Source organism: Streptomyces sp. B21-105, from assembly GCF_036898465.1.
Lineage (GTDB): Bacteria > Actinomycetota > Actinomycetes > Streptomycetales > Streptomycetaceae > Streptomyces.
In genome coordinates this window covers 7,239,098-7,260,720 of the sequence record NZ_JARUMJ010000001.1, presented here as the reverse complement: position 1 = coordinate 7,260,720, position 21,623 = coordinate 7,239,098, and the positions used below count along the sequence as shown (strand labels likewise).

Below are 21,623 nucleotides of genomic sequence, written 5' to 3'. Positions count from 1 at the left end.
ACGGACGTGGATCAGAGGCGGTGGGACGCCTCGTCGAGCGTCTCGGCGAGGATGTCGGCGATACGGTCGAGCAGGTGACGGTCGCTGATCAGCGGGGGCGCGATCTGCACCAGGGGGGCGGCGCGGTTGTAGACGCGGGCGAGGAGTCCGGCCTCGCGCAGCCGGCGCGGGATCAGATCGGCGATCAGGTCGCCCCGGACGGTGTCGCTGAAGCCGCCGCCGTCGAGGTCGCCGACGAGTTCGCAGGCATAGAAGAAGCCGGCGCCCCGGACGTTCCCGACGATCGGCAGGTCCGCGAGCGAGGCCATGCGCTGGGCAAGGTGATCCTGGTGACCGCGGACGTTCTCCAGGATCCGGTCCCGCTCCATGATCTCCAGGCTGCGCAGGGCGATCGCGGCACTGAGCGGGTGTCCGGCGAAGGTGTAGCCGTGGTTGAGGACCGTGCCGGGCCGGTTGATGACCTCGGTGACCTGGTTGCTGACCAGGGTGGCGCCCATGGGGGCGTAGCCGGCGGTGATGCCCTTGGCGACGGTGACCATGTCGGGACGGGCACCGTACAGGTCGCCGCCGAACCACTCCCCCAGCCGTCCGAAGGCGGTGATGACCTCGTCGGCGACGAGCAGGAAGCCGTACCGGTCGGCGAGCGCCCGCAGCCCGGGCCAGTAGCCCTGGGGCGGGGTGATGCAGCCGCCCCGGTTCTGCACCGGCTCGGCGATCAGCATGGCGATCGTCTCCGGGCCCTCGGCGAGGATCGCGGCCTCCAGCTCGGCGAGCAGGTGGGTCGCGTACACGTCGTCGTCGGCGAACTCCGGCGCGAGGCCGAAGCGGTTGGTGTTGGACACGAAACGGGTGTCGATCGCGCCGGGGCCGTAGGGCTCCCGCAGCCCGGGGTCGTCGGTGAGGGAGAGGGCGCCGATGGTCAGGCCGTGGTAGGCGCCACGGCGGGAGATCGCCTTGACCCGGCCCGGTTCCCCGCGCAGGGCGTGGTAGCGCCGAGCGATCTTCCAGGCGGTCTCGACGGCTTCCGCTCCGCCGCCGGAGAAGAAGGTGTGCTCGACGTCGGCGGGCGCGATCCGCGAGAGCCGCTCGGCGAGTTCGATCGCCGTGGGGTGCGCGGACCCGGACCACAACGGGCTGAAGCACAGTTCGCGCAGCTGCTTGTCGGCGGCCTCGGCGAACTCGGGGGCGTAGGAGTAGCCGATCTGGCAGCAGTAGAGGCCGGACAGGCCGTCGATGTAGCGCTTGCCGTCCGCGTCGTCGATGTACGGTCCCTCCCCGCGCTGGACGACGAAGAGGTTCTCGCCGTCCTGCCCGAGCGAGCCGTTGGGGGTCATGTTGAGCAGGAGGTGTCTGGCCGCGGTGGCGGACATCTCGTCGGCGGGGGTGCTGGTGGTGGTCATGATGCGGTCTCACTTCCGGCGGGGAGGCCCACTGCGGGTTCTGTGGGCAGCAGGCCGTCCTGCTTGCCGGAGCCACTGAGCTTGCGCACGACGCCGACCAGTGCCAGGGCCACGACGGCGACCGCGATGAGGATCGCGCTGACGGCGGTCACCGACGGGTCGACGTTGTACTGGAGGACGTTGAACACCTGGACCGGCAGGGTCGTCGTGTCCACGGAGGACAGGAACTGCGAGATGAAGAACTCGTCGAAGCTGGTGATGAAGGCGAAGATGCCGGCGGCGACCAGGCCGGGCATGGCCAGCGGGAGGGTGATGCGGCGGGCGATGGTCAGACGGCTCGCGCCCATGCTGGCCGCCGCGTCCTCCAGGCGTTCGTCGATGCCCTTCAGTGTGGCCATCAGGATCATCACGGCGATCGGTGAGGCGAGCACGGTGTGTCCGAGGGCGATGGCGACCGGGCTGCCGAGCATCGAGGCGGGCTCGAAGAGCAGGAACAGACCAAGGGCGATGACCACTTGGGGAATCACCAGCGGGGCCAGGACCAGGCCGTAGACCGCCGAGCGCAGCGGCAGTTCGCTGCGGACCAGGGCGGTGGCCGCCGTCATGCCCAGGATGAGCGAGAAGATCGTGGTCATCGCCGCGACCAGGGCGCTGAGCGACAGTGCGGCGGGCCACTTGCTGCCGTCGGCGAACAACTGCGTGTACCAGTCGAGCGTCCAGGAGTCCGGCGGGAAGGAGCCGAAGGCGTCCTTGCCGAAGGAGGTCACGACGATGACGACGATCGGCATGGCCAGGAACAGCAGGATCAGTGTGGAGAACACGGCCAGGGTGATGCGCCCGGCCAGGGTGGAACGGAGCTCGATCATGACGCCGTCCCCCGGTTCCGAAGGGCCTCGCCGGCCGACTTCAGCAGCCTGAGCAGCAGCAGTCCGGCGAAGGTGAGCAGCAGCAGGATGATGCCGAGCGCGGAGGCGCCGTTCCACTGGTTCTGCTTCATGACCTGTTCGTCGATGAGGGAGGCGACCATGGTCTGCTTCTCGCCGCCCATGAGGGCGGGGGTGAGGTAGTAGCCCAGGCAGAGGATGAAGGACAGGACTCCCGCGTTGACCAGGCCGGGGGCCACGAGGGGGACGTAGACCCGGCGGAAGATCGTGATCCGTCCGGCGCCCATGCTGGCGGCAGCGGCGAGCAGTCGCCGGTCGATGCCCTTCATGACCGCGTACAGCAGCAGCACGGTGTAGGGCAGCATCACCGCGGTGGTGCCGATGACGACGCCGATCTCGTTGTAGAGCAACTGGAAGGGCGCGCCCGGGAAGTGGACGTCCGTGAGGAGGTTGTTCACCATGCCGTTGTCACCGAGCAGGATGATCCAGCCGTAGGTGCGCACCAGGGCGCTGATGAAGTGCGGGACGACCACGACGATCATCACCAGGCCGGCCAGGAGGGGCTTGAGCCGGGAGATGGCGGAGGCCAGCAGGAAGCCGATGACCAGGGCGAGCAGGGAGGTCTCGGCGGAGATCCGCAGGGTGGTGAGGAGGATCTCCAGGTTGGCGCCTTGGAAGGCGTCGGTGTACCAGTGCAGGGTGAGGCCGCCGTTGTCGCCCTTGAGGCTCAGCATCAGGGTGCTGAAGATCGGATAGACGAAGAGGATCAGCAGGTATACGACGACGGGCGTGGCGTTGAGCAGTCCGAAGCGGGTGCGACGGTCGGACAGCGCGCGGCCCAGGCGGCTCTGGCCCGGGGCGGGTGAGGTCGCGGCGGCGGCGGGGGCCGCGGTGGGTGCCGATACGGATCCGGCCATGATCAGCCCCCGTGTTCCGCGTCGGGAAAGACGCTGACATTGGCGGGGTCCGCGGCCAGGTCGATCCGCTCGCCGAGGGCGGGGGCGCGGCCGGCGGGCAGTTCCAGTCGTATGAGTTCGGTGTCCGTGCCGCCGAGGGGGCGGACGGTGACCCGGACCAGGGTGCCGACGTAGGTGACCGTCTCGACGGTCCCGGTACAGAATCCGTCGCCGGCGGGACAGAGGGTGAGCCGGCCGGGCTGGACCGCCGCGCGGACGCGAGTCCCCTCGGATCCCGCCTGCGGACGCGCCTTCAACGTGCCGCCGCTGTCGAGGCGGACGAGGGTGTGGGCGGAGGTCTGCTGCTCCACCTTGCCGTGGAGGAAGTTGGCGGCGCCGAGGAAGTCGGCGACGAACGGGGTGCGTGGCCGCTCGAACAGCTCCTGCGGGGTGTCGAACTGGTCGATCCGGCCGTCCCGCATGACCGCGATGCGGTCGGACAGAACCAGCGCCTCTTCCTGGTCGTGCGTCACATAGATGACGGTGAGGCCGAGTTCCTGCTGGATGCGTTTGATCTCGGTCTGGAGCTGGTCGCGCAGCTTCTTGTCGAGGGCGCCGAGCGGCTCGTCCATGAGGATCACCGGCGGCCGGTAGACCAGCGCCCGGCACAGCGCGACGCGCTGCTGCTGGCCCCCGGACAGCTCGCGCGGCCGGCGCCGGGCCATGGCGGACAGTCCGGCCATCTCCAGCGTCTCGCCGACCCTGCGGCGCAGCTCCGCCTTCGGCACACCTCGCAATTGCAGCGGGAAGGCCACGTTCTCCCACACCGTCATGTGCGGGAAGAGCAGGTACTGCTGGAAGACGAAGCCCAGGCCGCGCTTCTGCGGGGCGAGGCGGGTGACGTCGTTGCCACCGACGACGATGCTGCCGGAATCGGGCTCGCAGAACCCGGCGATCATCATCAGGGTGGTGGTCTTGCCGGAGCCGGAGGACCCCAGGAAGGTGACGAACTCGCCCGCCGCGATCTCCATGGAGACCTCGTCGACGGCGGTGACGCCGCCGTAGGTCTTGCGAAGCTTCGTCACGGACAAAGGCTTCCCGCTGCCGGTCAACCCCGCCGGAACGGCGAGCGACGGCTCGGGCATCACGTTCAGGTCAGGCATGCGTCCACTCCTGCCAGCGCTTGGACACGGCGTCCTGGTTCTTGATCCACCAGTCGACGTCCAGGTCGAAGCCGGACTCCAGGTGCTCGGGCGAGCTGGCCAGGTTGGCGGCGGTGGTGGTGGAGAGCTTCTTGTAGGCGCCGGGCACCGACGGGGCCATCGGGTAGATCTCGGCGTAGGCGGCCTGTACCTCGGGGCGCAGCGCGAAGTCGATGAGCTGGTAGGCGGCGTCGAGGTTCGCGGCGCCCTTGGGGATGCCGAGGGCGTTGCTCTGTCGGCGGGCGCCGTTCCACTGGTAGGCGAGCGGTGCGCCGCCCTTGATCAGGGCGTCCAGGCGGCCGTGCCAGACGCTGGAGGCGTCGACCTCCTTGCGGCCCAGGAGCACGCCGGGCAGGGCGCCGGTGTCCCAGAACTTGCGGACGCGGGGCTTGATCTCGCTCAGGACCTTGAAGGCGCGGTCCACGTCGAGGGGGTAGAGCTTGTCCAGGGCCACGCCGTCGGCGAGGAGGGCGAACTCCAGTTCGGGCAGGTCGGCGTCCAGGGCCTGCAGGGCGCGGTTGCCGGGGAACGCCTTGGTGTCCCAGAAGTCGGCCCAGGAGGAAGGTTTCTGCTTACCGAAGGAGTCGGTGCGGTAGGCCATCACACTGGCCCAGTAGTTCTTGCCGACCGCGTTGGAGGTGACCAGGGCCTTGGCGATGCCGGCGTTCTTGAAGTTCTTCAGCCGGTCGTGGTCGAGGTCCTCGGTCGCGTCCTGCTGCTTGAAGAGGACGAAGTCGGCCATCGAGTCGTCGATGACGTCGAACTGCGGGCGGCCCTGCTTGATCTGGGCGAGCATCTGGGCGTACTCGATGTTCACCACCTTGACCTGGATGCCGGTCTCCTTGGTGAACGGCTCGTAGATCGCCTGCTGGTTGGCGTCACCGTAGGAGCCGCCGCTGTTGCGCACGACAAGGGTCTTGGAGCTCTTGCCGCCGCTGCCGACGGACCGGCTGGTGCCGGTGCCGCAGGCGCTGAGCGACGTGGCGGCGGCGATTCCTGCGGCGACGCCGCCTGCGCCGCGCAGAAACACTCTGCGGTCGGTCCGAAAGTCCTTCACCGGGTGCCTCCTGGAGGTGCGGTACGAGGGGAGAGGATGCGTGTGGGGGTGCGGGCTGGAGCGGTTTCTCGTTCTGGTCCTGTGGGGAGGGGGCCTTGCAGGGGGTGGGGTCAGTGGTCGCCGGATTCCCGGGGAGCCGGGGCGGCGATGGCTGCCAGTTCGGCACCGGGAGCGACGGTGAGGCCACGCATCCCGTAGAAGATCCGTCCGGTGGCGGGGGTGTGGATCTTGTGCTCCTGGCCGTCGGCCGGGTCGATGACGTGGCCGACGACCTGGCCGGCCGTCACGTCGTCACCGGCGGTGAACTCCGGGTACCAGAGGCCGGTGGTCTCGGCGGTGACGCCCGCGGCCCAGACCCACTCGCGGACCGGCGACGCCGGGTCCTGGGGCCGTGTGTCGAGGACGCCGAGCCGGCTCAGCACCCCGTACAGGCCGCCGACCAGCCGACGGGCGGCGTCCGAGTCGCGTTCACCGAGCTGGCCGGTCTCGACGAGGATCGCCGGGATTCCCTGCCGGGCGGCGGCCGCGTGACTGTTGCCGCCGTCCGCGTTCATGCCGAAGATGACGTCTTCGATGCCGAGGACGCCGGCCATGTCGGCCGTCCTGCCGTCGAGTTCGGCGTCGCCGGTGAGGCGGTAGCCGACGAAGTCCTCGAGGACCTCGTCGATGCCGCCGGAGTGCAGGTCGACGTAGGCGTCGGCGCCTTCGACGAGGTGGGTGAAGAGCCAGGCGGCCAGCCGCTCGGTGGGGCCGCCTTCGGGGTCGCCGGGGAAGACGCGGTTGATGTTGACGCCGTCGACCGGGGAGACGCCGAGCCGTCCCTGGTACACCGCCGGCGGGTTGGCGACCGGGCAGACGACGACCTGGCCGCGCACCTCGCCGGGTTCCAGCAGGGCCGCGAGCCGGGTGGCCGCGTCGATGCCGGTGAACTCGCCGCCGTGCACGCCTGCCGTGATGAGGACGTGGGGGCCGGGGTGGGCGCCGTTGACCAGGGTCAGCGGGATGTCCACGGTGAGCGTGCCCAGGTCGGCGGAGACGGTGCCGCGGACCTTGGCGCCGGGCTCGGCGCTCAGGGCGCCGACGGACAGGGAGCTCTTCGTCGAGGTCATGGTCGTCACGCCTCCGTCCGGTCGAGGGTGGACAGGAAGTCGACGGGCTGCGGCGAGTTGCCGTCCAGCGCCAGGTCCGCCGCGATGTCACCGAAGGCGGGCGCGAGTTTGAAGCCGTGGCCGGAGAACCCGGCGAGCAGGACGACGTTCCCGGCGCCGGGCAGCGGACCGACCAGCGGGCGGCTGCTCTCGGTGTAGCCCTCCATGTAGACGGAGAGACGGGTCGGGTCGGGGTTCAGGTCCGGCATGTGACGCCCGATCAGCTCGGTGAAGATTTCCAGCTCCTCGGGCTCTACCGTCCGGTCCAGCTGGTTCGGGTCACCGGCGGGGCGGTGCAGGGCGCGGGAGAGACCGAGCTTGACGGAGACGCCGTCCGGGGAGGGCAGGCCGTAGCAGTGCGTGGGCGCGGTACGGATGAAGGCGGGGCGCTCCTCGCCGAACCAGGCGCCGGTGGTGGGCACGTACCAGGCGCTGATGAGGCGGCGGATGTCCACCTCCCAGGGCAGGTCCGGCAGCAGGTCGTTGACCCACGGACCGGGACTGACCACGGCCGTGTCGAAGTGCTCGCTGCCGGAGTCGGTGCGGATCTCGACGCCGTTCGCGACGGGGACGATCTCGCGGACCGCGGTGTAGCGGTGGATGCGCGCGCCCAGCTCCTCGGCGCGGCGGGCGGCGGTCTGGATCGACAGCTCCGGGCGGATGAAGCCGGCCCTGCGGTCGAGTACGGCCGCGTCCCCGTCCTCGATGCGGAACTGCGGGAAGCGCTTGGCGAGCGAGTCGGCGTCGAGCACCTCGTGGTCAAGGCCGTGCTCGGCGATGGACTGAAGAACCGTGGCCATCTGCTGGTGCTCGGTGGGTCCCATCAGCAGGCAGCCGGTCAGGCGGCGCAGTTCGCGGCCGGTCTCCTGCTGGAGCCGCTCCCACAGGGCGTCGGCGTGCTGGAGGAGCGGGACGTACCGGGAGTCCTCGAAGTGGGCGCTGCGGAAGATGCGGGTCTCGCCGCCGGCGGCGCTGCGGTCGTGGCCCGGGGCGAAGCGGTCGTAGCCCACCACCTCGGCTCCACGGGCGGCCAGGCGCCAGGCGGCCTGGCTGCCCATCGTTCCGACGCCGACGACGGCGACGCGCTTCCTGGCAGCTGACACGGGACTTTCCTTTCGTTTCGCCGGGGCGCATGCTGGCCCCGACGTGAGGCTGTTCGATTCGAGGTGGTTCGGACGAGGGCTGGGGCTCCTCTGCGGCCCGACAGCTCGCTCCCGCCCACTTCTCGGAGTCCGGCTCGCTCCGGCGGGACCCGCGGGAGCCGTGCCACACTGTGGAACGCTGTGCTAGAATCTGGCACAGACAATGACAGGGGCACGAAGGGGAGTCAAGAGGGTGTCCACAGAGAATTCCGAGGATTAACGGGGGGAAATCGGATGGAAATGAAGAGCGTCACCAGATCACTGCGCATCCTGGAGGCGGTCGCCCAGCATCAGCCGGTGACCGTGGGGGAGCTGACGAAGCTCTTCGGCCTCCCGAAGTCGACCGTGCAGCGCACCCTGGTCACCCTGAACGAGGCGGGGTGGCTGCGGGCGAACCGCAGGGACACCACCCGCTGGGAGATCGGCGCACGGGTGCTCGCCGTACGCCCCGCCGCCCTCCAGGGCTCCAGCCTGTTCGCCGCCGCCCGCGAGCCCATGGTGCGACTGAGAGACAAGATGAACGAGACCATCCACCTGTCGGTCCCGGACGCCCTGCAGTGCATGGTCGTGGTGGACCGCGTGGACTGCGACCACCCCGTACGGACCTTCCACGCGATCGGCGACACCTCACCCCTGCACGCCACAGCCACCGGGCGCGCCGTCCTCGCCCATCTGCCGAAGACCGAGGTCGAGGAGTTCATCAGCCAGGGACTGGAGCGCTACAGCGAGACGACACCGGCGGACCCCGCGGACCTCCGCGCCGAGCTGCGCCGGATCAGCACCGACGGCTACGCGGTCAACCGAAACCAGTACCGGCCGGGCGTCTGCGCCATCGCCGCGCCCGTCCTCGACGAGGACGGCACACCGCTGGCCACGGTAGCCATCTCCATGCCCGAATCCCGGTACGACGAGGACCAGCTGTCCGAGTGGGGCCGCCTCGTCGCCGACACGGCCGCGGAGATCTCGGGGCGCCGCCTGGGCGTCTGAGCGGGAAGCGGCGGCTTCGGCCCCGCAGCAACGAGGGCCGGCTCCCATGCCCGGGAGCCGGCCCTCGACGTGTTTCGCGGCATGCCCACTCCCGCGCCCGGCCGGAGGGGGAGGGTGCCGGGCACGGGAGGCCGCCTCACGCGGCACGGTACGGCGCGTGCGGGCGACCACCGTCGGACGCCGCGGGCGTCGGATCCGCGCTCCTCCTCGGCACGGTCCGACCACCGAACAAGCCGCAGCGCATGCCGCATCGTGGGACGTCATGCTAGAATGCGGCACGATCATGCCTGCGGCTCCGGGAGCGAGTCAAGAGGTGAGTCCGACGAAGTCCGCAGAACCCCCGGGGGCCCGATATGGAAATGAAGAGTGTGACCAGGTCGCTGCGCGTCCTGGAGGCCGTGGCACAGCATCAGCCGGTGACCGTGGGGGAGCTGACGAAGCTCTTCGGCCTCCCGAAGTCGACCGTGCAGCGCACCCTGGTCACCCTGAACGAGGCGGGGTGGCTGCGGGCGAACCGCAGGGACACCACCCGCTGGGAGATCGGCGCACGCGTGCTCGCCGTACGCCCCGCCGCCCTCCAGGGCTCCAGCCTGTACGCCGCCGCCCGCGAGCCGATGATGCGGCTCCGCGACGCGCTGAACGAGACCATCCACCTGTCGGTCCCGGACGCCCTGCAGTGCATGGTCGTGGTGGACCGCGTGGACTGCGACCACCCCGTACGGACCTTCCACACCATCGGCGACACCTCACCCCTGCACGCCACAGCCACCGGGCGCGCCGTCCTCGCCCATCTGCCGAAGACCGAGGTCGACGAGCTCACGGCGGGCGCGCTGGAGGGCTACGGGGAGGAGACCATCACCGACCCGGTCGCGCTACGCGCGGAGATTCGCCGGGTCAGAGAGCGCGGATACGCCGTCAACCACAACCAGTACATCCAGGGTGTCTGCGCCATCGCAGCACCCGTCCTGGACGGTGACGGTGTGCCGCTGGCCGCCGTGGGCATCTCCATGCCCGACTCCCGCTTCGATCCCGACCGGCTCGCCGAGCTGGGGCGGCGGGTTACCGACACGGCGGCGGAAATCACCGCCCGCCACCTGGGCTGAGGACAGCCCCGGACCGGGGCGACAGCCGCGTCCCGCCGCCGGGGAACGACAGCACGCCGCCGGCCCGGACCGCAGCCGATGTGCAGGGCACCGGCCCCCGGCGCGGTATCCGACTCGCCCGCCTGCGCGCGGTACGGTCGCCTGCACACCTCGCTCGCCGGAGCAGGCGGCCGTCCGGCTGGGCGAAGGCAGGACGACGCCCCGTGCCCGGCCAGGGGGAGAAGTGGGCCGGTCACGGGGCGGGCCCGCGCGGTGCGCGATGGGGCGTGTGTCAGGGCAGGACTACCGCCGTCATCGCACGGGCACCGCGAGGTACTGGTACTCCAGGAACTCCTCGATTCCGACCCGGCCGCCCTCGCGGCCGAGCCCGGACTGCTTGACGCCGCCGAAGGGGGCGGCGGGGTTGGAGACGAGGCCGGTGTTGAGGCCCACCATGCCCACCTCCAGGCGTTCGCTGACGCGCAGGGCGCGTTCGAGGCCCTCGGTGAAGACGTAGCCGACGAGTCCCCAGGGGGTGTCGTTGGCGCGGCGGACGACCTCGTCCTCGTCGTCGAAGGTGAGGATCGCGGCGACCGGACCGAAGATCTCCGTGTCCATCAGGCGGCTCTCGGGGTCGACTCCCGCGAGCACGGTCGGCGGATAGAAGCAGCCCGGCCCTTCCGGGGCACGGCCGCCGACGAGCACCTCTGCGCCGCGCTCCACCGCGTCGGCGACCAGTTCCTCGACCTTGGCGCGGCCGGTCCTGTCGATCAGCGGGCCGACGTCGACGCCGTCCCGGGTGCCCGGGCCGACCACGAGGGCGCCCATGCGTTCGGCCAGACGCCGCCCGAACTCGTCGGCCAACGAGCTGTGGACGAAGAAGCGGTTGGCGGCGGTGCATGCCTCGCCCATGTTGCGCATCTTGGCGAGCATGGCGCCGTCTACGGCCTTGTCCAGGTCTGCGTCCTCGAAGACGATGAACGGGGCATTGCCGCCGAGCTCCATCGAGGTCCGTACGACCGCGTCCGCGCTCTGGGCCAGGAGAATCCGTCCGACTTGCGTGGAGCCCGTGAAGGACAGTTTGCGAATCCGCCCGCCGCGCAGGAGCGGTTCGCACACCTCCCCCGCACGGGATGTGGTGACGACGTTCAGCACGCCGTCCGGCAGCCCGGCCTCCTTGAGGATCGCGGCGAGAGCCAGGCTGGAGAGCGGGGTCTGCGGGGCCGGCTTGAGGATCATCGTGCAGCCCGCGGCGATGGCGGGGCCGATCTTGCGGGTGCCCATGGCCAGCGGGAAGTTCCACGGGGTGATCAGCAGGCAGGGGCCGACCGGGCGACGGGAGAGCAGCATGCGGTTGCGACCGTCGGGCAGGATGCCGCCGCCGCCGTCGATCCGTACGGCCTCCTCGGAGAACCAGCGGAAGAACTCCGCCGCGTACGCGACCTCTCCCCTGGCCTCGGCCAGCGGCTTGCCCATCTCGGACGTCATGAGGTGGGCGAGCTCGTCGGTGCGTTCGAGGATGATCTCGTAGGCGCGGCGCAGGATCTCGCTGCGCGCCCGGGGCGCGGTACGGGCCCATTCCTCCTGCGCCTGCACGGCCGCCTCCTCTGCGAGCCGGGCGTCCTTGGCGCCGGCGTCGGCGACGTGGCAGAGGATCTCGCCGGTGGCGGGGTCGTCCACGGGCATGGTGGCGCCGTCCGCGGCGTCCACCCAGGCACCGCCGATGAACAACTGCGTGGGTGTGTCGGTCATGAGGTCACTCCTGGTCGGTCGACGAGGTGGTCGACGGCGGGGTCGAGCAGTTCCGCGAGGTGCAGGGCGCGGACGCCTCGGTCACCGGCGAGGTGGTCGATCTGGGTGGCGCAGCTGAAGCCGTCGGCGACGACGGCGGTGCGCGCACCGGCGCCGTCGAGGCGTGGCTTCAGGGCCAGGTCGGCGACGGCCATCGAGGTGTCGTAGTGCTGTTCCTCGAAGCCGAAGTTGCCGGCCAGTCCGCAGCAGCCCTCGGCCTCGTCGACCTTGCGGACGCCGAGCCGGCGCAGCAGGTCGGCGGGGCGGCGGCCCTTGAAGGTGGCGTACTCGTGGCAGTGGGTCTGGAGCACGATGTCCTCGGGCAGCGGCGGCGGCGTCCAGCCCGGCTCGGCCAGGTCGGTCAGGGCGCCGGTGAAGGTGTGGACGCGAGCGGCGATCCGGCGGGCGGCGTCGGTGCCGAGGAGTTCGGGGACGTCGCGTGCGAGGGCGGCGGCGCAGCTGGGCTCGGCCACGATGATGGGCCGCTCGTCGCCGTTGTCCAGGTGGGCGACCGTACGGGCCATGATGCGGCGCGCCACGGACAGCTGGCCGGTGCTGACCCAGGTCAGGCCGCAGCACAGGCCGTCCTCCACCGTAGTGCAGATGCCCGCGTCGGCGAGGACGCGACTGGCGGCCCCGGCCACCTGGGGGCGGAAGGCACGGGTGAAGCTGTCGACGAAGAGCAGGGCCTTCGCCGGTTCTTCCGTCTTCGCCGCGCGCAGCACCTCGCGCCGGGTGCGGCGGGAGGCGAACGCAGGGATGGTGCGCTTCGTGGTCACGCCGCCGAGACGGGCGAGCAGCCTGCCGAGCGGGCCGCGCAGCAGGGCGTTGATCGGGCGGGCCGCGAAACCCGCGAGGGCGGAGGTCAGGGGCAGCCAGCCGAGCGAGTAGTGGGAGCGGGGCCTGATGCGCCCCTTGTAGTGGTGGTGCAGGAACTCGGCCTTGTACGTGGCCATGTCGACGCCCACCGGACAGTCACTGGAGCACGCCTTGCACGACAGGCACAGATCGAGGGCGTCCTTGACCTCGGTCGAGCGCCAGCCGTCCTTCACCGTCTCACCGCGCACCATCTCCTGGAGCATCCGGGCGCGGCCCCTTGTGGAGTCGTTCTCCTCTCCCGTGGCCCGGTAGCTGGGACACATCACGCCGCCCGCGTCGCTGCGGCAGCGGCCGACGCCGACACAGCGCCGGGCCGCGCCCGCGAAGCCGTCCTCGTCGTGCGGGAAGGTGAACTCCGTCGCCAGGGGCTGGATCTGGTGCAGCGCGAGGTCGGCGTCGAGCGGGGCCGGAGCGACGATGACGCCCGGGTTCAGCAGCCCGTCGGGGTCGAAGACCTCCTTGAAGGCGGCGAAAGCCCGGATCATCCGGTGGCTGTACATGACCTCCAGCAGCTCACCGCGCGCCCGCCCGTCACCGTGCTCACCTGACAGCGTCCCGCCGTGCTCGACGACCAGGGCGGCGGCCTCCTGGAGGAAGCGGCGGGCGGCGACGCGGCCCTCGTCCGAGGCGAGGTCGAAGTCGATGCGCACGTGGACGCAGCCGGCGCCGAAGTGCCCGTACATCACGCCGGTCAGCCCGTGCGCAGCCAGCAGCTTGCGGAAGTCCCGCAGGTAGCCGGCCAGATCCTCGGGGGCGACCGCCGAGTCCTCCCAGCCTGGCCAGGACTCCCCGCCGTCGACGAGACGGGCGGCCAGACCGGCGCCGTCCTCGCGGACCCGCCACAGCGAGCGCCGCTCTGCCGGGCTCGCCACGACCCGGCCGCCGGTCATCCGGCCCTGCGCCTCGAGCACGTCGAGGAGCTCGGCCGCACGGGCGTTCACCGTGGCCTCGTCGTCGCCGTCGAGCTCGACGTACAACCAGGCACGTCCCTCCGGCAGCCCGGTGACGGAGTCCGGCCCGCGCCGCGCACGCATGGTGTCGACGATCGCCTCGTCCATGCCCTCCACGGCGGTGGGATCCCAGCGCAGGATCTCCGGGACGTCCTCCGCGGCGTCCACGACGTCGTCGTAGCCGAGGGTCAGCAGTGCCGAAGCCTGTGCGGTCGCCACCAGGCGGACCGTCGCGGCGGTGACGACCGCACAGGAACCCTCGGTGCCGACCAGGGCGCGGGCCATGTCGAAGCCGTTCTCCGGCAGCAGGTGATGCAACTGGTATCCGGAGACCTGGCGCGGAATGCGGCCCAGTTCGGTGCGGATCGGAGCCAGGTCGGCGTTGATCAGGCGACGTACGTCCGCTTCGAGGCCGGCGACGCGATCCGCCTCCGCAGGGTCGACCGGGTGCAGCCCGGCGCGGTCCGCGACGGCTCGCACGCCGTCCGCCATGACGATCTCCAGCGCCTCGATGTGGCTGCCGGTCCGCCCGTGTCGCACGGACCGGTTCCCGCACGCGTCGTTGCCGATCATGCCGCCGAGGGTGCAGCGGCTGTGCGAGGACGGGTCGGGGCCGAAGGCGAGGCCGTGCAGGGCGGTCGCACTCTGCAGCGCGTCGAGGACCACACCGGCCTCCACCCGCGCCGTCGACGCCTCCGGGTCGATGTCCAGGATGCGGTTCATGTACCGGGAGAAGTCCAGGACGACACCCGGCCCGACCGCGTTGCCCGCCATGCTGGTGCCGCCGCCGCGCGCGGTGACCGCAACGCCCGTCTCCCGGCAGGCCCGCACCACCGCGACCACGTCGTCGGCACCGCGGGGGAAGGCCACGGCCTGTGGCGGAACGCGGTAGTTGGAGGCGTCGTAGGCGTAGGGGCCGGTCCCGGGCCCGGTCTCCACCCGCAGGCCGGGAGCGGTCTCGGCGAGCCGGGCGGTCAGCCGCACGAGGACGTCGCTCATCGTGCCGTCGCTCCCGACGTCCCGGCCTCCACCGCGGCCGCCCACGCCTGGAGCCCCTCGTCCACCGCCGTCTCGTCGATCACCAGCGCCGGGATCATGCGCACGACCTGGTTCCAGGCGCCGCACAGCAACAGCAGCAGGCCCTCGTCGACCGCGGCACGCTGTACGCGGGCGGCGGTCTCGGGGTCGGGGCTGCCGTCCTCGGTGACGAACTCGGTGGCCAGCATCAGCCCGAGGCCGCGTACGTCCCCGATGGCCGGTGTCCGGTCGGCGACCGCCTCCAGGCCCTGCCGCAGCCGCGCTCCCATCGCCTCGGCGTTCTCGACGAGCCTCTCCTCGCGAACGACGTCCAAAGTGGCGCAGGCCGCCGCGCACGCCACCGCGTTGGCGCCGTACGTACCGCCCTGCGAGCCAGGCCACGCCTTCGCCATCAGCTCCTCGGAGGCCGCGATGCCGGAGATCGGGAAGCCGCTGGCCAGGCCCTTAGCGGTGACGAGGATGTCCGGAGTGACACCGAAGTGGTCGTGGCCCCAGAAGCGGCCTGTGCGGCCCACGCCGGTCTGCACCTCGTCCAGGATCAGCAGGAAGCCGTGCCGGTCCGCCCGCTCGCGCAGACCTTCGAGGAAAGCACGGGTCGCGGGCACGTAGCCGCCCTCGCCCAGCACCGGCTCGACGATGATCGCGGCCGTGTCGGCGGGCGAGGAGATCGTCTGGAGTGTGTAGTCCAGCTCCTTCAGGGCGAAACGGGTCGCGGTCTCCTCGTCCCAGCCGTACCGGTAGGCCGACGGGAAGGGGGTGACGACCACCCCGCTCATCAGCGGGGAGAAACCGGACCGGAAGCGGGTGCCGGAGGTGGTCATGGCGGCGGCGGCCACCGTACGGCCGTGGAAGCCGCCGTGGCACACGACGACGTTCGGGCGGCCGGTGGCCTGGCGGGCCAGCCGCAGCGCGGCCTCCACCGCCTCGCTGCCGGAGTTGGTGAAGAACAGGCTGTCCAGGCCGGTCGGCAGCACCTCGCCGAGCTTGTCGACGAGCTGCCGCAGGGGCTGGTGCATGACCGTCGTGTACTGGCCGTGGATGAGGGTGCCGACCTGCTCCTGGGCTGCCGCGACGACCTTGGGGTGGCAGTGTCCGGTGCTGGTGACGCCGATGCCGGCGGTGAAGTCGAGGTAGCGGCGACCGTCCTCGCCGTACAGGTGGACGCCCTCGCCCCGCACCGCGCTCACGGGCGTGGCCTGGCGAAGGTGCGGCGACAGTGCGGTCATGTTCGTCTCCCGGCGTGGGTCGTCGGACGGTTGCGGTCCCCCGAGCATCTCCGCCGCCCCCCAAGGAGCCAACGTGCGATCTGTCCAGCCGGGACGCGGTATCCGGACGTTGTGTCAACCGCGCCGTCCGCATACCCGGCCTGTGATCCCTATGACCGTCGGCCCACTCCCCTTGCGCAGGTCAGCGCCACTTGTCAGAGTGACTGGGCGGGCAGGGAGGCACCGTGAGCGAGAACCACCACGCGGCTCCAGGGCCCGGCACCGACGGCCCTGACGCCTCCCTGCCGGGCCGGGACATGGACGCGGTCGGCAGGCCGCTCACCGTGGCCGACGTACTGGCGCTTCCCGTCCTCACCGCCGGACAGCCCCAGGTCGTCGCCGGCGTGGCCGGGCTCGACCGCCCCGTCCGCTGGGTCCACATCACCGAGCTGACCGACCCCGCCTCCTTCCTCAAGGGCGGCGAACTCGTCCTCACCACCGGAATGCCCCTGCCCGAGGACGCGGTCGGCGTACGCCGTTACGTGGACGAACTCGCCGACGTCGACGCGGCAGCCCTGGTCATCGAGCTGGTCCGCCGGTACCACCGCCCGCCGGACGCGCTCGTCCACGCCTGCCAGGCCCGTGGCCTCCCCCTCGTGACCTTGGCCAAGGACGTCAACTTCCTGGAGGTCACCCAGGTGGTCCACGCACTCATCCTCGGCAACCAGGCCGATGCGATGCGCCGGACCCAGCACATCCACGAAGCGTTCACCGCGCTCACGCTGCGCGGGGCCGGCCCCGAGGACGTCGTACGTGCCGCGGCGGACATGAGCGGCCACCCGGTCGTGCTGGAGAACCTGGTCCACCAGGCACTGATCTGCGAGCCTTCCGGCAGCACCACGGAAGCCGCACTGGCCGACTGGGAACGGCGCTCCCGGGCCACTCCACCTGCCGATCACACAGTTGTGTCCGGCCCCGAGGACTGGCTCGTGGCACCCGTGGAATACCAGGGCGCACGCTGGGGCCGCGTGGCCATGCTCCCCACCACACCCGACACATCGTCTCCGAGCCCCTTCGGCCCCGAAGACGTCACGGTCCTCGAAAGGACCGCGATGGCCATCACCATCGCCCGCCTCATCCACCCCACACCCTGGGAACGCACCGCCCACCGCAACACCTTGCGCGATCTCGTCGAACAGCGCCACCGCTCCCCCACGGACGCCCGCGCCCGTGTCGCCGCACTGGGCCTGCCCACCGAGAACACCTCCTTCATCGCCGTACTCGCGGACATCCCCGCCAAGGACGACACCGCGAAAACCGAAAGCCGCCTCTCCGAAGAACTGAGGACGTCAGGAATCCAGGCACTCGTCGGCCACCTCACCCCCACTCGCCTCGGCATCCTGCTGGCGCTGCGCCCCTCCCAACCCTGGCGCCCCACGGTCGAGCACCTGAGCCGCACCTCGCTGGACCTGGCCCCCACGGCGACCGTGAGTGTCGGCTCCGAGGCCACGGACCTCGCTCACGTCGCCCGCTCCTTCCGCGAGGCAGCCCGCGTCGCCGAGGCCACCCGGCCCGGCCAGCCCCTCCCCGCGGGCCGCTCCTTTCACGAACGGTCCGACATCGGTCTGGCCCGTCTGCTGTTCGCCCTCCGTGACGACACCCGCATCCAGGACTACGCCGAACGACAGCTCGGCCGCCTGGTCGACCACGACACCCGCCACGGCACCGACCTCCTGACCACCTTGCGCCACTACCTGGACGCGGCCGGCAACAAGACGATCGCCGCCCGCTCCAGCGGTCTGTCCCGGGAGACCGTCTACCAACGCCTGCGCACGATCGAGCGGATACTCGACTGCGACCTGGAATCCGGCGAACAGCGCACCGGACTCCACGTGGCGCTTACGGCACTCGACGTTCTGCGGATCCACTGAACACGGCCCGTCGACGAGGAACCGACCGAGATGCCCATGGAGGCCACGCAGCACCACTGACAAACGAGGCGCTGCTCAGGCCACGACTTCGTGGTGCACGAGCCCGCCGAGCTGATCGAGGAGTCGGGGCGGCCGGCGAGCCGGCTCGGCCAAGCCCGTCGGGCCTCGACCCGGTAGCCCCCGCCGGCCTCTCCCGGCAGTTCCCATCGGCTTCCACCCGGTAGTCGCGTGGCTCCCCCACCGGCCCGGCCCTGTGCCCGGCGGGTCAGGGAGGGTGCATGCGGGGGGCCGGGGGCCGGCCGGGCGGACGGGACCGAACGGTGTCTGTGTCGGGGCTCGGTCAGTCGTCGTGGTTCGCGCCGACGAGGACGAAGGCCATGGTCACCGGTTCGTCACTGCGGTTGCGCCACGCGTGCCGGGTGCCGTTCTGGATGACGAGGTCACCGGCCGACAGTCGGGTGCACCGGCCGTCGTCCAGTTCGAGGACGATCTCGCCCTGCAGCACGAGGCCGTAGTCGACGGTCGGCGTCGTGTGCATGCCGTCGGGCTCCATGAGGTCCGCGATGCCCGGCGAGTCGGCGCGCTGCTCCTCGTCGAAGGCGACGGGATCGAACGACGGATCGGCCATGGCGCTGTCCGGCGGGAAGGTCAGCACGATGAACCGGGTGCCGCCGGGCGCCGGGAGCAGGCTCGTGATCCTCGGCGTGGGGTCCTCGCCCCTGCGGCTGACCGGTTCGCCGGGCTCGGTGGCCCAGGGCAGGCGGGACACCCAGCCCGGAAGGCTGGTGAACTCGCGGCTGCGCGGGATCGGTCCGTCGCTGGTGACGACCGACCTGCCGTTCGCGTCGCGGCCGGTGACGACTCTGCGCATGTCTCTCTCCTTGGTCGGACCCCGCGGCACGTCGAATCCGCCGGGCCGGTCCGGCCGACTGCCGGGGGGGGCAGTCTGGCCGACTGCTGACGGATCGGGCAGGCCGGCGGCTGAGGGGGCGGGCAGGCCGATTGCCGAGGGGTCAGTCCGACCGGCTGCCGAGGGGGCGGGCAGGCAGGCTGAGCGGTTCGGGCGGGGCCTTCAGTGCCGTGGCCCAGGCGTCCAAAACCTCCGTCACCGTGTGCGCGGGCGCCCGCAGGAGCGCCGACGCCACAGTGCGGACGAAGTCCCGGCGCCGTTCGTCCGTGAGGTATTCCACCGGGGACTTGCCGTCCACGCGCGCGAGCAGCAGGGCCGGCAGGAGGGAGGCGGCTCGTGACTCGAGGCGGCTCAGGTCCTCCCAGTCGACGCACCGGCCGTATGCCTCGGCCAGCGCGCGGGCGGACCGCAGCAGCTCGGCGCGTCGCCCTTGCACGACCAGGCTCTTGAGCAGCAGATGGTTGACGCAGAAGGCGAGGTCGAAGGCCGGGTCTCCGTACCAGGCGCACTCGGCGTCCAGCAGGACGGGTCCCGTCGGGCCGACGAGGATGTTCTTGGGGCTGACGTCGCCGTGGACCAGGGCCAGATGCGTGGTGGCAGTGCGGTCGGCGAGTCGCTGGAGGACATCGCCCAGATCGGGGTGCTCGGCGGCGGTCGCCAACAGGTACGGCTCGATGCGCAGCGCGTGGAAGTTGTCGTCGGTGGCGAATTCCTTCGCGAGGCCGGCGTCGCCGGCGCTCCTGGCGTGCAGGGTGCCGAGCAGTTCCCCGACGGCCGCCGCGGTCTTCGGGGCCACTTCTCCGGCCAGCAGTCGCGCCTTCCACACGGGGTAGTGCTCGGGCGGCAGGTACGCCATCGCGAAGAGTCCGGCTTCGGGATCGTGGGCCAGCAGCTCGGGCACGCTGTCGGGCCGGTGCCGGGAGGCGAACCGCATCCACGCCCATTCGTAGGCGTTGCGCGAGACCGGTGCCTGCCAGTCGGCGGCGACCTTGAGCCTGGCCAGCGCGCGTTTGACGCAGAGGGAGCGTCCCGGGAGGTCCACCCGCCACAGGTCGGAGGAGACGCCGCCGGCCAGCGGCGTCCCGCGGGCGGTTTCACCGGGGCGGGCGAGCCGGTGCGCGACCAGGAAGTCGGTCAGCGCGGCGTCCGGGCTCGGATGCGTGGCGTCCGGATCGGGATGCGTGGCCTCCGGGCTCGGATGCGTGGCCTCCGGGCTCGGATGCGTGGCCTCCGGGCTCGGATGCGTGGCCTCCGGGCTCGGATGCGTGGCCTCCGGACCCGGCGCCGGACGCGTGGCGTCGGCGCTCATCGCTGTTCCGCCGGTTCGGTCGTCAGGCCGTGGGGGTTGTTGCAGGCGTGGGCGGGGGCCTCGCCCGCGAGAACGCGTACGACGTCCTGCGCGGCGCGGCGGCGCAGTTCCGTGACCGAGGCGTCGGAGGAGAAGGCGACGTGCGGGGTGATCAGGGCTCCGGGCTGATGGAGCAGTCCGGCGGGGACGTGCGGTTCGCTTTCCAGCACGTCGAAGGCGGCTCCGTCCAGCTGTCCGGTGTCCAGTGCCTCGACGACCGCGTCGGTGTCGACGAGACCTCCCCGGCTGACGTTGACGAGCAGGCCGCCCGGCTTCATCAGGGCCAGCTGTTCGGCGCCGATGACGTGGTGGGTGCCGGGTGTGAGCGGCACGTGGAGGATCACCACGTCGCTGCGGCGCAGCAGCTCCTCCAGGCCCACCGGCTCCACTCCGGGGGCGCTCTTCGGCGGGTGCGGGTCGTGCGCGAGGATGCGGCAGCCGAACGCGCCGAGTTTGCGTGCGGTGGCGCGGCCGATGCGCCCGTATCCGACGACGCCGCAGGTCAGCGTGGAGAGTCGGCGCAGTCTGGCGCTCGCGGGGTTCCAGCGGCCGGCCCGGACGTCGCGGTCGAACGCGGCCAGGCCGCGGGTCCAGGCCAGCACCATGCCCACCGCGTGGTCGGACACCTCCTCGACGCAGTAGTCCGGCACGTTGGTGACCCACACGCCGCTTTCGGTCGCGGTGTCCACGGCGATGTTGTCGAGACCGACGCCGAGTCTGGCGACGACCCTCAGGTCCGGTGACGTCTGAACTGCGGTGGTGGAGACGGGCGCCCAGCAGGTGAGGATGCCGGCGGGTCGGTGTTCGGCGACCAGGCCGTCGATCACTTCCGCGGAGGCGGGTTCGGCGGGACCGGTCACGAGGGTGTGGCCGGCCTCTTCGAGGACCGCTCGCTCGACGGAGTCGTCGGGCCAGGCGTGGTCGGTGAGCAGCACGGTGCCGCGGCGGCTCGGTGGTTTCATGGCAGGTCGTCCTCGCGCAATCGTGCGGTCGATGCGGACGGCCGGGCGTGGTGCCCGGTCGTATGCGGTCAGCGGGTTGATCGTCACCCGGGGGGCGACCGACCGGTCCTGTCCGATGGGGCCGGCGGTCGCCGCGGGCGAGGTGGAGAGGGTCGCTGGGCTGGGGTCGGGCGTCGGCTCCCGCCGGCTTGTGGTCGGCGAAGACGTCGCGGGCCGCCCCCGGAACGGGTCACGCGTGTGCGGGGGCGCCGCAGGGCCGGCAGGGGCGCTGCGGGGCACTGCGGAGGTATGTCGAATCACTCTGTCACAGCCAGGCGATGCTAACGATAGCACTGAGGCCCTTCGACGCGTCAAGAGTGCGGTACGCGCACTGACGCCGGCCCCGCGGCGGGCTCGTCCGGCGCCGGCCAAGAAAGGCCGCACCGCCACGAATACGAGGGCAGACGAAGAAAAGCGGCGTTCACGTCTTGACGCACCGCGGACTTCCCCGCATGGTTTCTGCCATCGCCGACCCGATTTTCCGGAACATTCCGTAACGGGTCGAGCCGTCGAAGACTCCACCGCCAGGGATGTCCCCGACAGGCGAGCAACGGCTGAATTCCGCATGCGGCGTCCGACCGCGCGTCAGCCCTGTCGCCGCATTCGGCCGCGCGTCCGGCCCCTGGGCGCATCGACGCCTTCGGCCGGACCGCATCAGTGTTCAGCTCACCGCTTCTCGTCGTCGCCGTACGGGACCGTACCCGCGATGAACCGGCCGCGGCCTGCCGCGACCCATCCCTCCTCTGGAGCCGCAATGACTCACGCAGCCCAA

16 protein-coding genes are annotated in these 21,623 nt (G+C 71.4%); 3 read left to right on the top strand and 13 right to left on the bottom strand.

The features are described from left to right. Window positions 1–11 precede the first annotated feature (11 nt). From QA802_RS32610 to solA, 7 genes are all read right to left on the bottom strand, one after another. Entirely contained in the window at window positions 12–1,400 is a 1,389-nt protein-coding gene (locus tag QA802_RS32610) for an aminotransferase class III-fold pyridoxal phosphate-dependent enzyme (RefSeq protein WP_334530270.1), read from the bottom strand. Then, window positions 1,397–2,266 carry an ABC transporter permease gene (locus tag QA802_RS32605; RefSeq protein ID WP_334530267.1) on the bottom strand — a complete coding sequence of 290 codons (870 nt, stop codon included), beginning with the start codon at window positions 2,264–2,266 and terminating at the stop codon, window positions 1,397–1,399. Before QA802_RS32605 ends, QA802_RS32610 begins: the two co-directional genes overlap by 4 nt. Continuing rightward, window positions 2,263–3,201, bottom strand: a complete 939-nt coding sequence (locus tag QA802_RS32600) for an ABC transporter permease (RefSeq protein ID WP_334530264.1) — start codon at window positions 3,199–3,201, stop codon at window positions 2,263–2,265. The genes QA802_RS32605 and QA802_RS32600 overlap by 4 nt, the downstream gene beginning before the upstream one ends. Before the next feature lie 2 nt (window positions 3,202–3,203). Continuing rightward, a complete protein-coding gene (locus QA802_RS32595; protein WP_334530261.1) occupies window positions 3,204–4,343 on the bottom strand; it encodes an ABC transporter ATP-binding protein in 1,140 nt (379 codons plus the stop codon). Next, window positions 4,336–5,439, bottom strand: coding sequence for an extracellular solute-binding protein (locus QA802_RS32590; RefSeq protein ID WP_334530258.1), 1,104 nt, complete (start codon window positions 5,437–5,439; stop codon window positions 4,336–4,338). The genes QA802_RS32595 and QA802_RS32590 overlap by 8 nt, the downstream gene beginning before the upstream one ends. Before the next feature lie 110 nt (window positions 5,440–5,549). Further along, a complete protein-coding gene (locus QA802_RS32585; RefSeq protein WP_334530255.1) occupies window positions 5,550–6,548 on the bottom strand; it encodes a succinylglutamate desuccinylase/aspartoacylase family protein in 999 nt (332 codons plus the stop codon). A gap of 5 nt (window positions 6,549–6,553) precedes the next feature. Further along, window positions 6,554–7,690 carry an N-methyl-L-tryptophan oxidase gene (solA, locus tag QA802_RS32580; RefSeq protein WP_334530252.1) on the bottom strand — a complete coding sequence of 379 codons (1,137 nt, stop codon included), beginning with the start codon at window positions 7,688–7,690 and terminating at the stop codon, window positions 6,554–6,556. Between the two features lie 279 nt (window positions 7,691–7,969). Here solA and QA802_RS32575 point away from each other — a divergent pair, with 279 nt between their 5' ends. Next, a complete protein-coding gene (locus QA802_RS32575) occupies window positions 7,970–8,716 on the top strand; it encodes an IclR family transcriptional regulator (protein ID WP_334535022.1) in 747 nt (248 codons plus the stop codon). A 359-nt stretch (window positions 8,717–9,075) separates the two neighbouring features. Continuing rightward, window positions 9,076–9,819 (top strand): IclR family transcriptional regulator, encoded by a 744-nt coding sequence (locus QA802_RS32570; protein WP_334530249.1) that lies wholly within the window; start codon window positions 9,076–9,078, stop codon window positions 9,817–9,819. Window positions 9,820–10,110: 291 nt separating this feature from the next. Here QA802_RS32570 and QA802_RS32565 read toward each other — a convergent pair whose 3' ends face one another. Genes QA802_RS32565 through QA802_RS32555 form a run of 3 tightly spaced genes read right to left on the bottom strand, consistent with a single transcriptional unit; the run spans window position 10,111 to window position 15,682 of the window. Continuing rightward, window positions 10,111–11,550 (bottom strand): NAD-dependent succinate-semialdehyde dehydrogenase, encoded by a 1,440-nt coding sequence (locus tag QA802_RS32565; RefSeq protein WP_334530246.1) that lies wholly within the window; start codon window positions 11,548–11,550, stop codon window positions 10,111–10,113. Next, a complete protein-coding gene (locus QA802_RS32560; protein ID WP_334530243.1) occupies window positions 11,547–14,417 on the bottom strand; it encodes an FAD-binding and (Fe-S)-binding domain-containing protein in 2,871 nt (956 codons plus the stop codon). The genes QA802_RS32565 and QA802_RS32560 overlap by 4 nt, the downstream gene beginning before the upstream one ends. Further along, window positions 14,414–15,682 carry an aspartate aminotransferase family protein gene (locus QA802_RS32555; protein WP_334530240.1) on the bottom strand — a complete coding sequence of 423 codons (1,269 nt, stop codon included), beginning with the start codon at window positions 15,680–15,682 and terminating at the stop codon, window positions 14,414–14,416. The genes QA802_RS32560 and QA802_RS32555 overlap by 4 nt, the downstream gene beginning before the upstream one ends. 224 nt (window positions 15,683–15,906) lie before the next feature. Here QA802_RS32555 and QA802_RS32550 point away from each other — a divergent pair, with 224 nt between their 5' ends. Further along, complete coding sequence (locus tag QA802_RS32550) at window positions 15,907–17,592, top strand: PucR family transcriptional regulator (protein WP_443042206.1); 1,686 nt, start codon at window positions 15,907–15,909, stop codon at window positions 17,590–17,592. A 340-nt stretch (window positions 17,593–17,932) separates the two neighbouring features. On the opposite strand, the gene QA802_RS32545 is transcribed toward QA802_RS32550, so the two are convergent. From QA802_RS32545 to QA802_RS32535, 3 genes are all read right to left on the bottom strand, one after another. Then, window positions 17,933–18,463, bottom strand: a complete 531-nt coding sequence (locus QA802_RS32545; RefSeq protein WP_319169635.1) for a cupin domain-containing protein — start codon at window positions 18,461–18,463, stop codon at window positions 17,933–17,935. A gap of 142 nt (window positions 18,464–18,605) precedes the next feature. Then, window positions 18,606–19,811: a phosphotransferase family protein gene (locus QA802_RS32540; RefSeq protein WP_334530236.1), complete on the bottom strand. Its 1,206-nt coding sequence runs from the start codon at window positions 19,809–19,811 to the stop codon at window positions 18,606–18,608. Next, window positions 19,808–20,812 carry a C-terminal binding protein gene (locus QA802_RS32535; RefSeq protein ID WP_319169637.1) on the bottom strand — a complete coding sequence of 335 codons (1,005 nt, stop codon included), beginning with the start codon at window positions 20,810–20,812 and terminating at the stop codon, window positions 19,808–19,810. Before QA802_RS32535 ends, QA802_RS32540 begins: the two co-directional genes overlap by 4 nt. Window positions 20,813–21,623 lie beyond the last annotated feature (811 nt).

Bases quoted from the DNA above. Each gene is read 5' to 3' on its own strand.
- QA802_RS32600 (WP_334530264.1), bottom strand. From the start codon at position 3,201: ATGGCCGGATCCGTATCGGCACCCACCGCGGCCCCCGCCGCCGCCGCG.
- QA802_RS32570 (WP_334530249.1), top strand. From the start codon at position 9,076: ATGAAGAGTGTGACCAGGTCGCTGCGCGTCCTGGAGGCCGTGGCACAG.
- QA802_RS32565 (WP_334530246.1), bottom strand. From the start codon at position 11,550: ATGACCGACACACCCACGCAGTTGTTCATCGGCGGTGCCTGGGTGGAC.
- QA802_RS32585 (WP_334530255.1), bottom strand. From the start codon at position 6,548: ATGACCTCGACGAAGAGCTCCCTGTCCGTCGGCGCCCTGAGCGCCGAG.
- QA802_RS32545 (WP_319169635.1), bottom strand. From the start codon at position 18,463: ATGCGCAGAGTCGTCACCGGCCGCGACGCGAACGGCAGGTCGGTCGTC.
- QA802_RS32535 (WP_319169637.1), bottom strand. From the start codon at position 20,812: ATGAAACCACCGAGCCGCCGCGGCACCGTGCTGCTCACCGACCACGCC.
- QA802_RS32610 (WP_334530270.1), bottom strand. From the start codon at position 1,400: ATGACCACCACCAGCACCCCCGCCGACGAGATGTCCGCCACCGCGGCC.
- QA802_RS32540 (WP_334530236.1), bottom strand. From the start codon at position 19,811: ATGAGCGCCGACGCCACGCGTCCGGCGCCGGGTCCGGAGGCCACGCAT.
- QA802_RS32595 (WP_334530261.1), bottom strand. From the start codon at position 4,343: ATGCCTGACCTGAACGTGATGCCCGAGCCGTCGCTCGCCGTTCCGGCG.
- QA802_RS32555 (WP_334530240.1), bottom strand. From the start codon at position 15,682: ATGACCGCACTGTCGCCGCACCTTCGCCAGGCCACGCCCGTGAGCGCG.
- QA802_RS32605 (WP_334530267.1), bottom strand. From the start codon at position 2,266: ATGATCGAGCTCCGTTCCACCCTGGCCGGGCGCATCACCCTGGCCGTG.
- QA802_RS32575 (WP_334535022.1), top strand. From the start codon at position 7,970: ATGAAGAGCGTCACCAGATCACTGCGCATCCTGGAGGCGGTCGCCCAG.
- QA802_RS32560 (WP_334530243.1), bottom strand. From the start codon at position 14,417: ATGAGCGACGTCCTCGTGCGGCTGACCGCCCGGCTCGCCGAGACCGCT.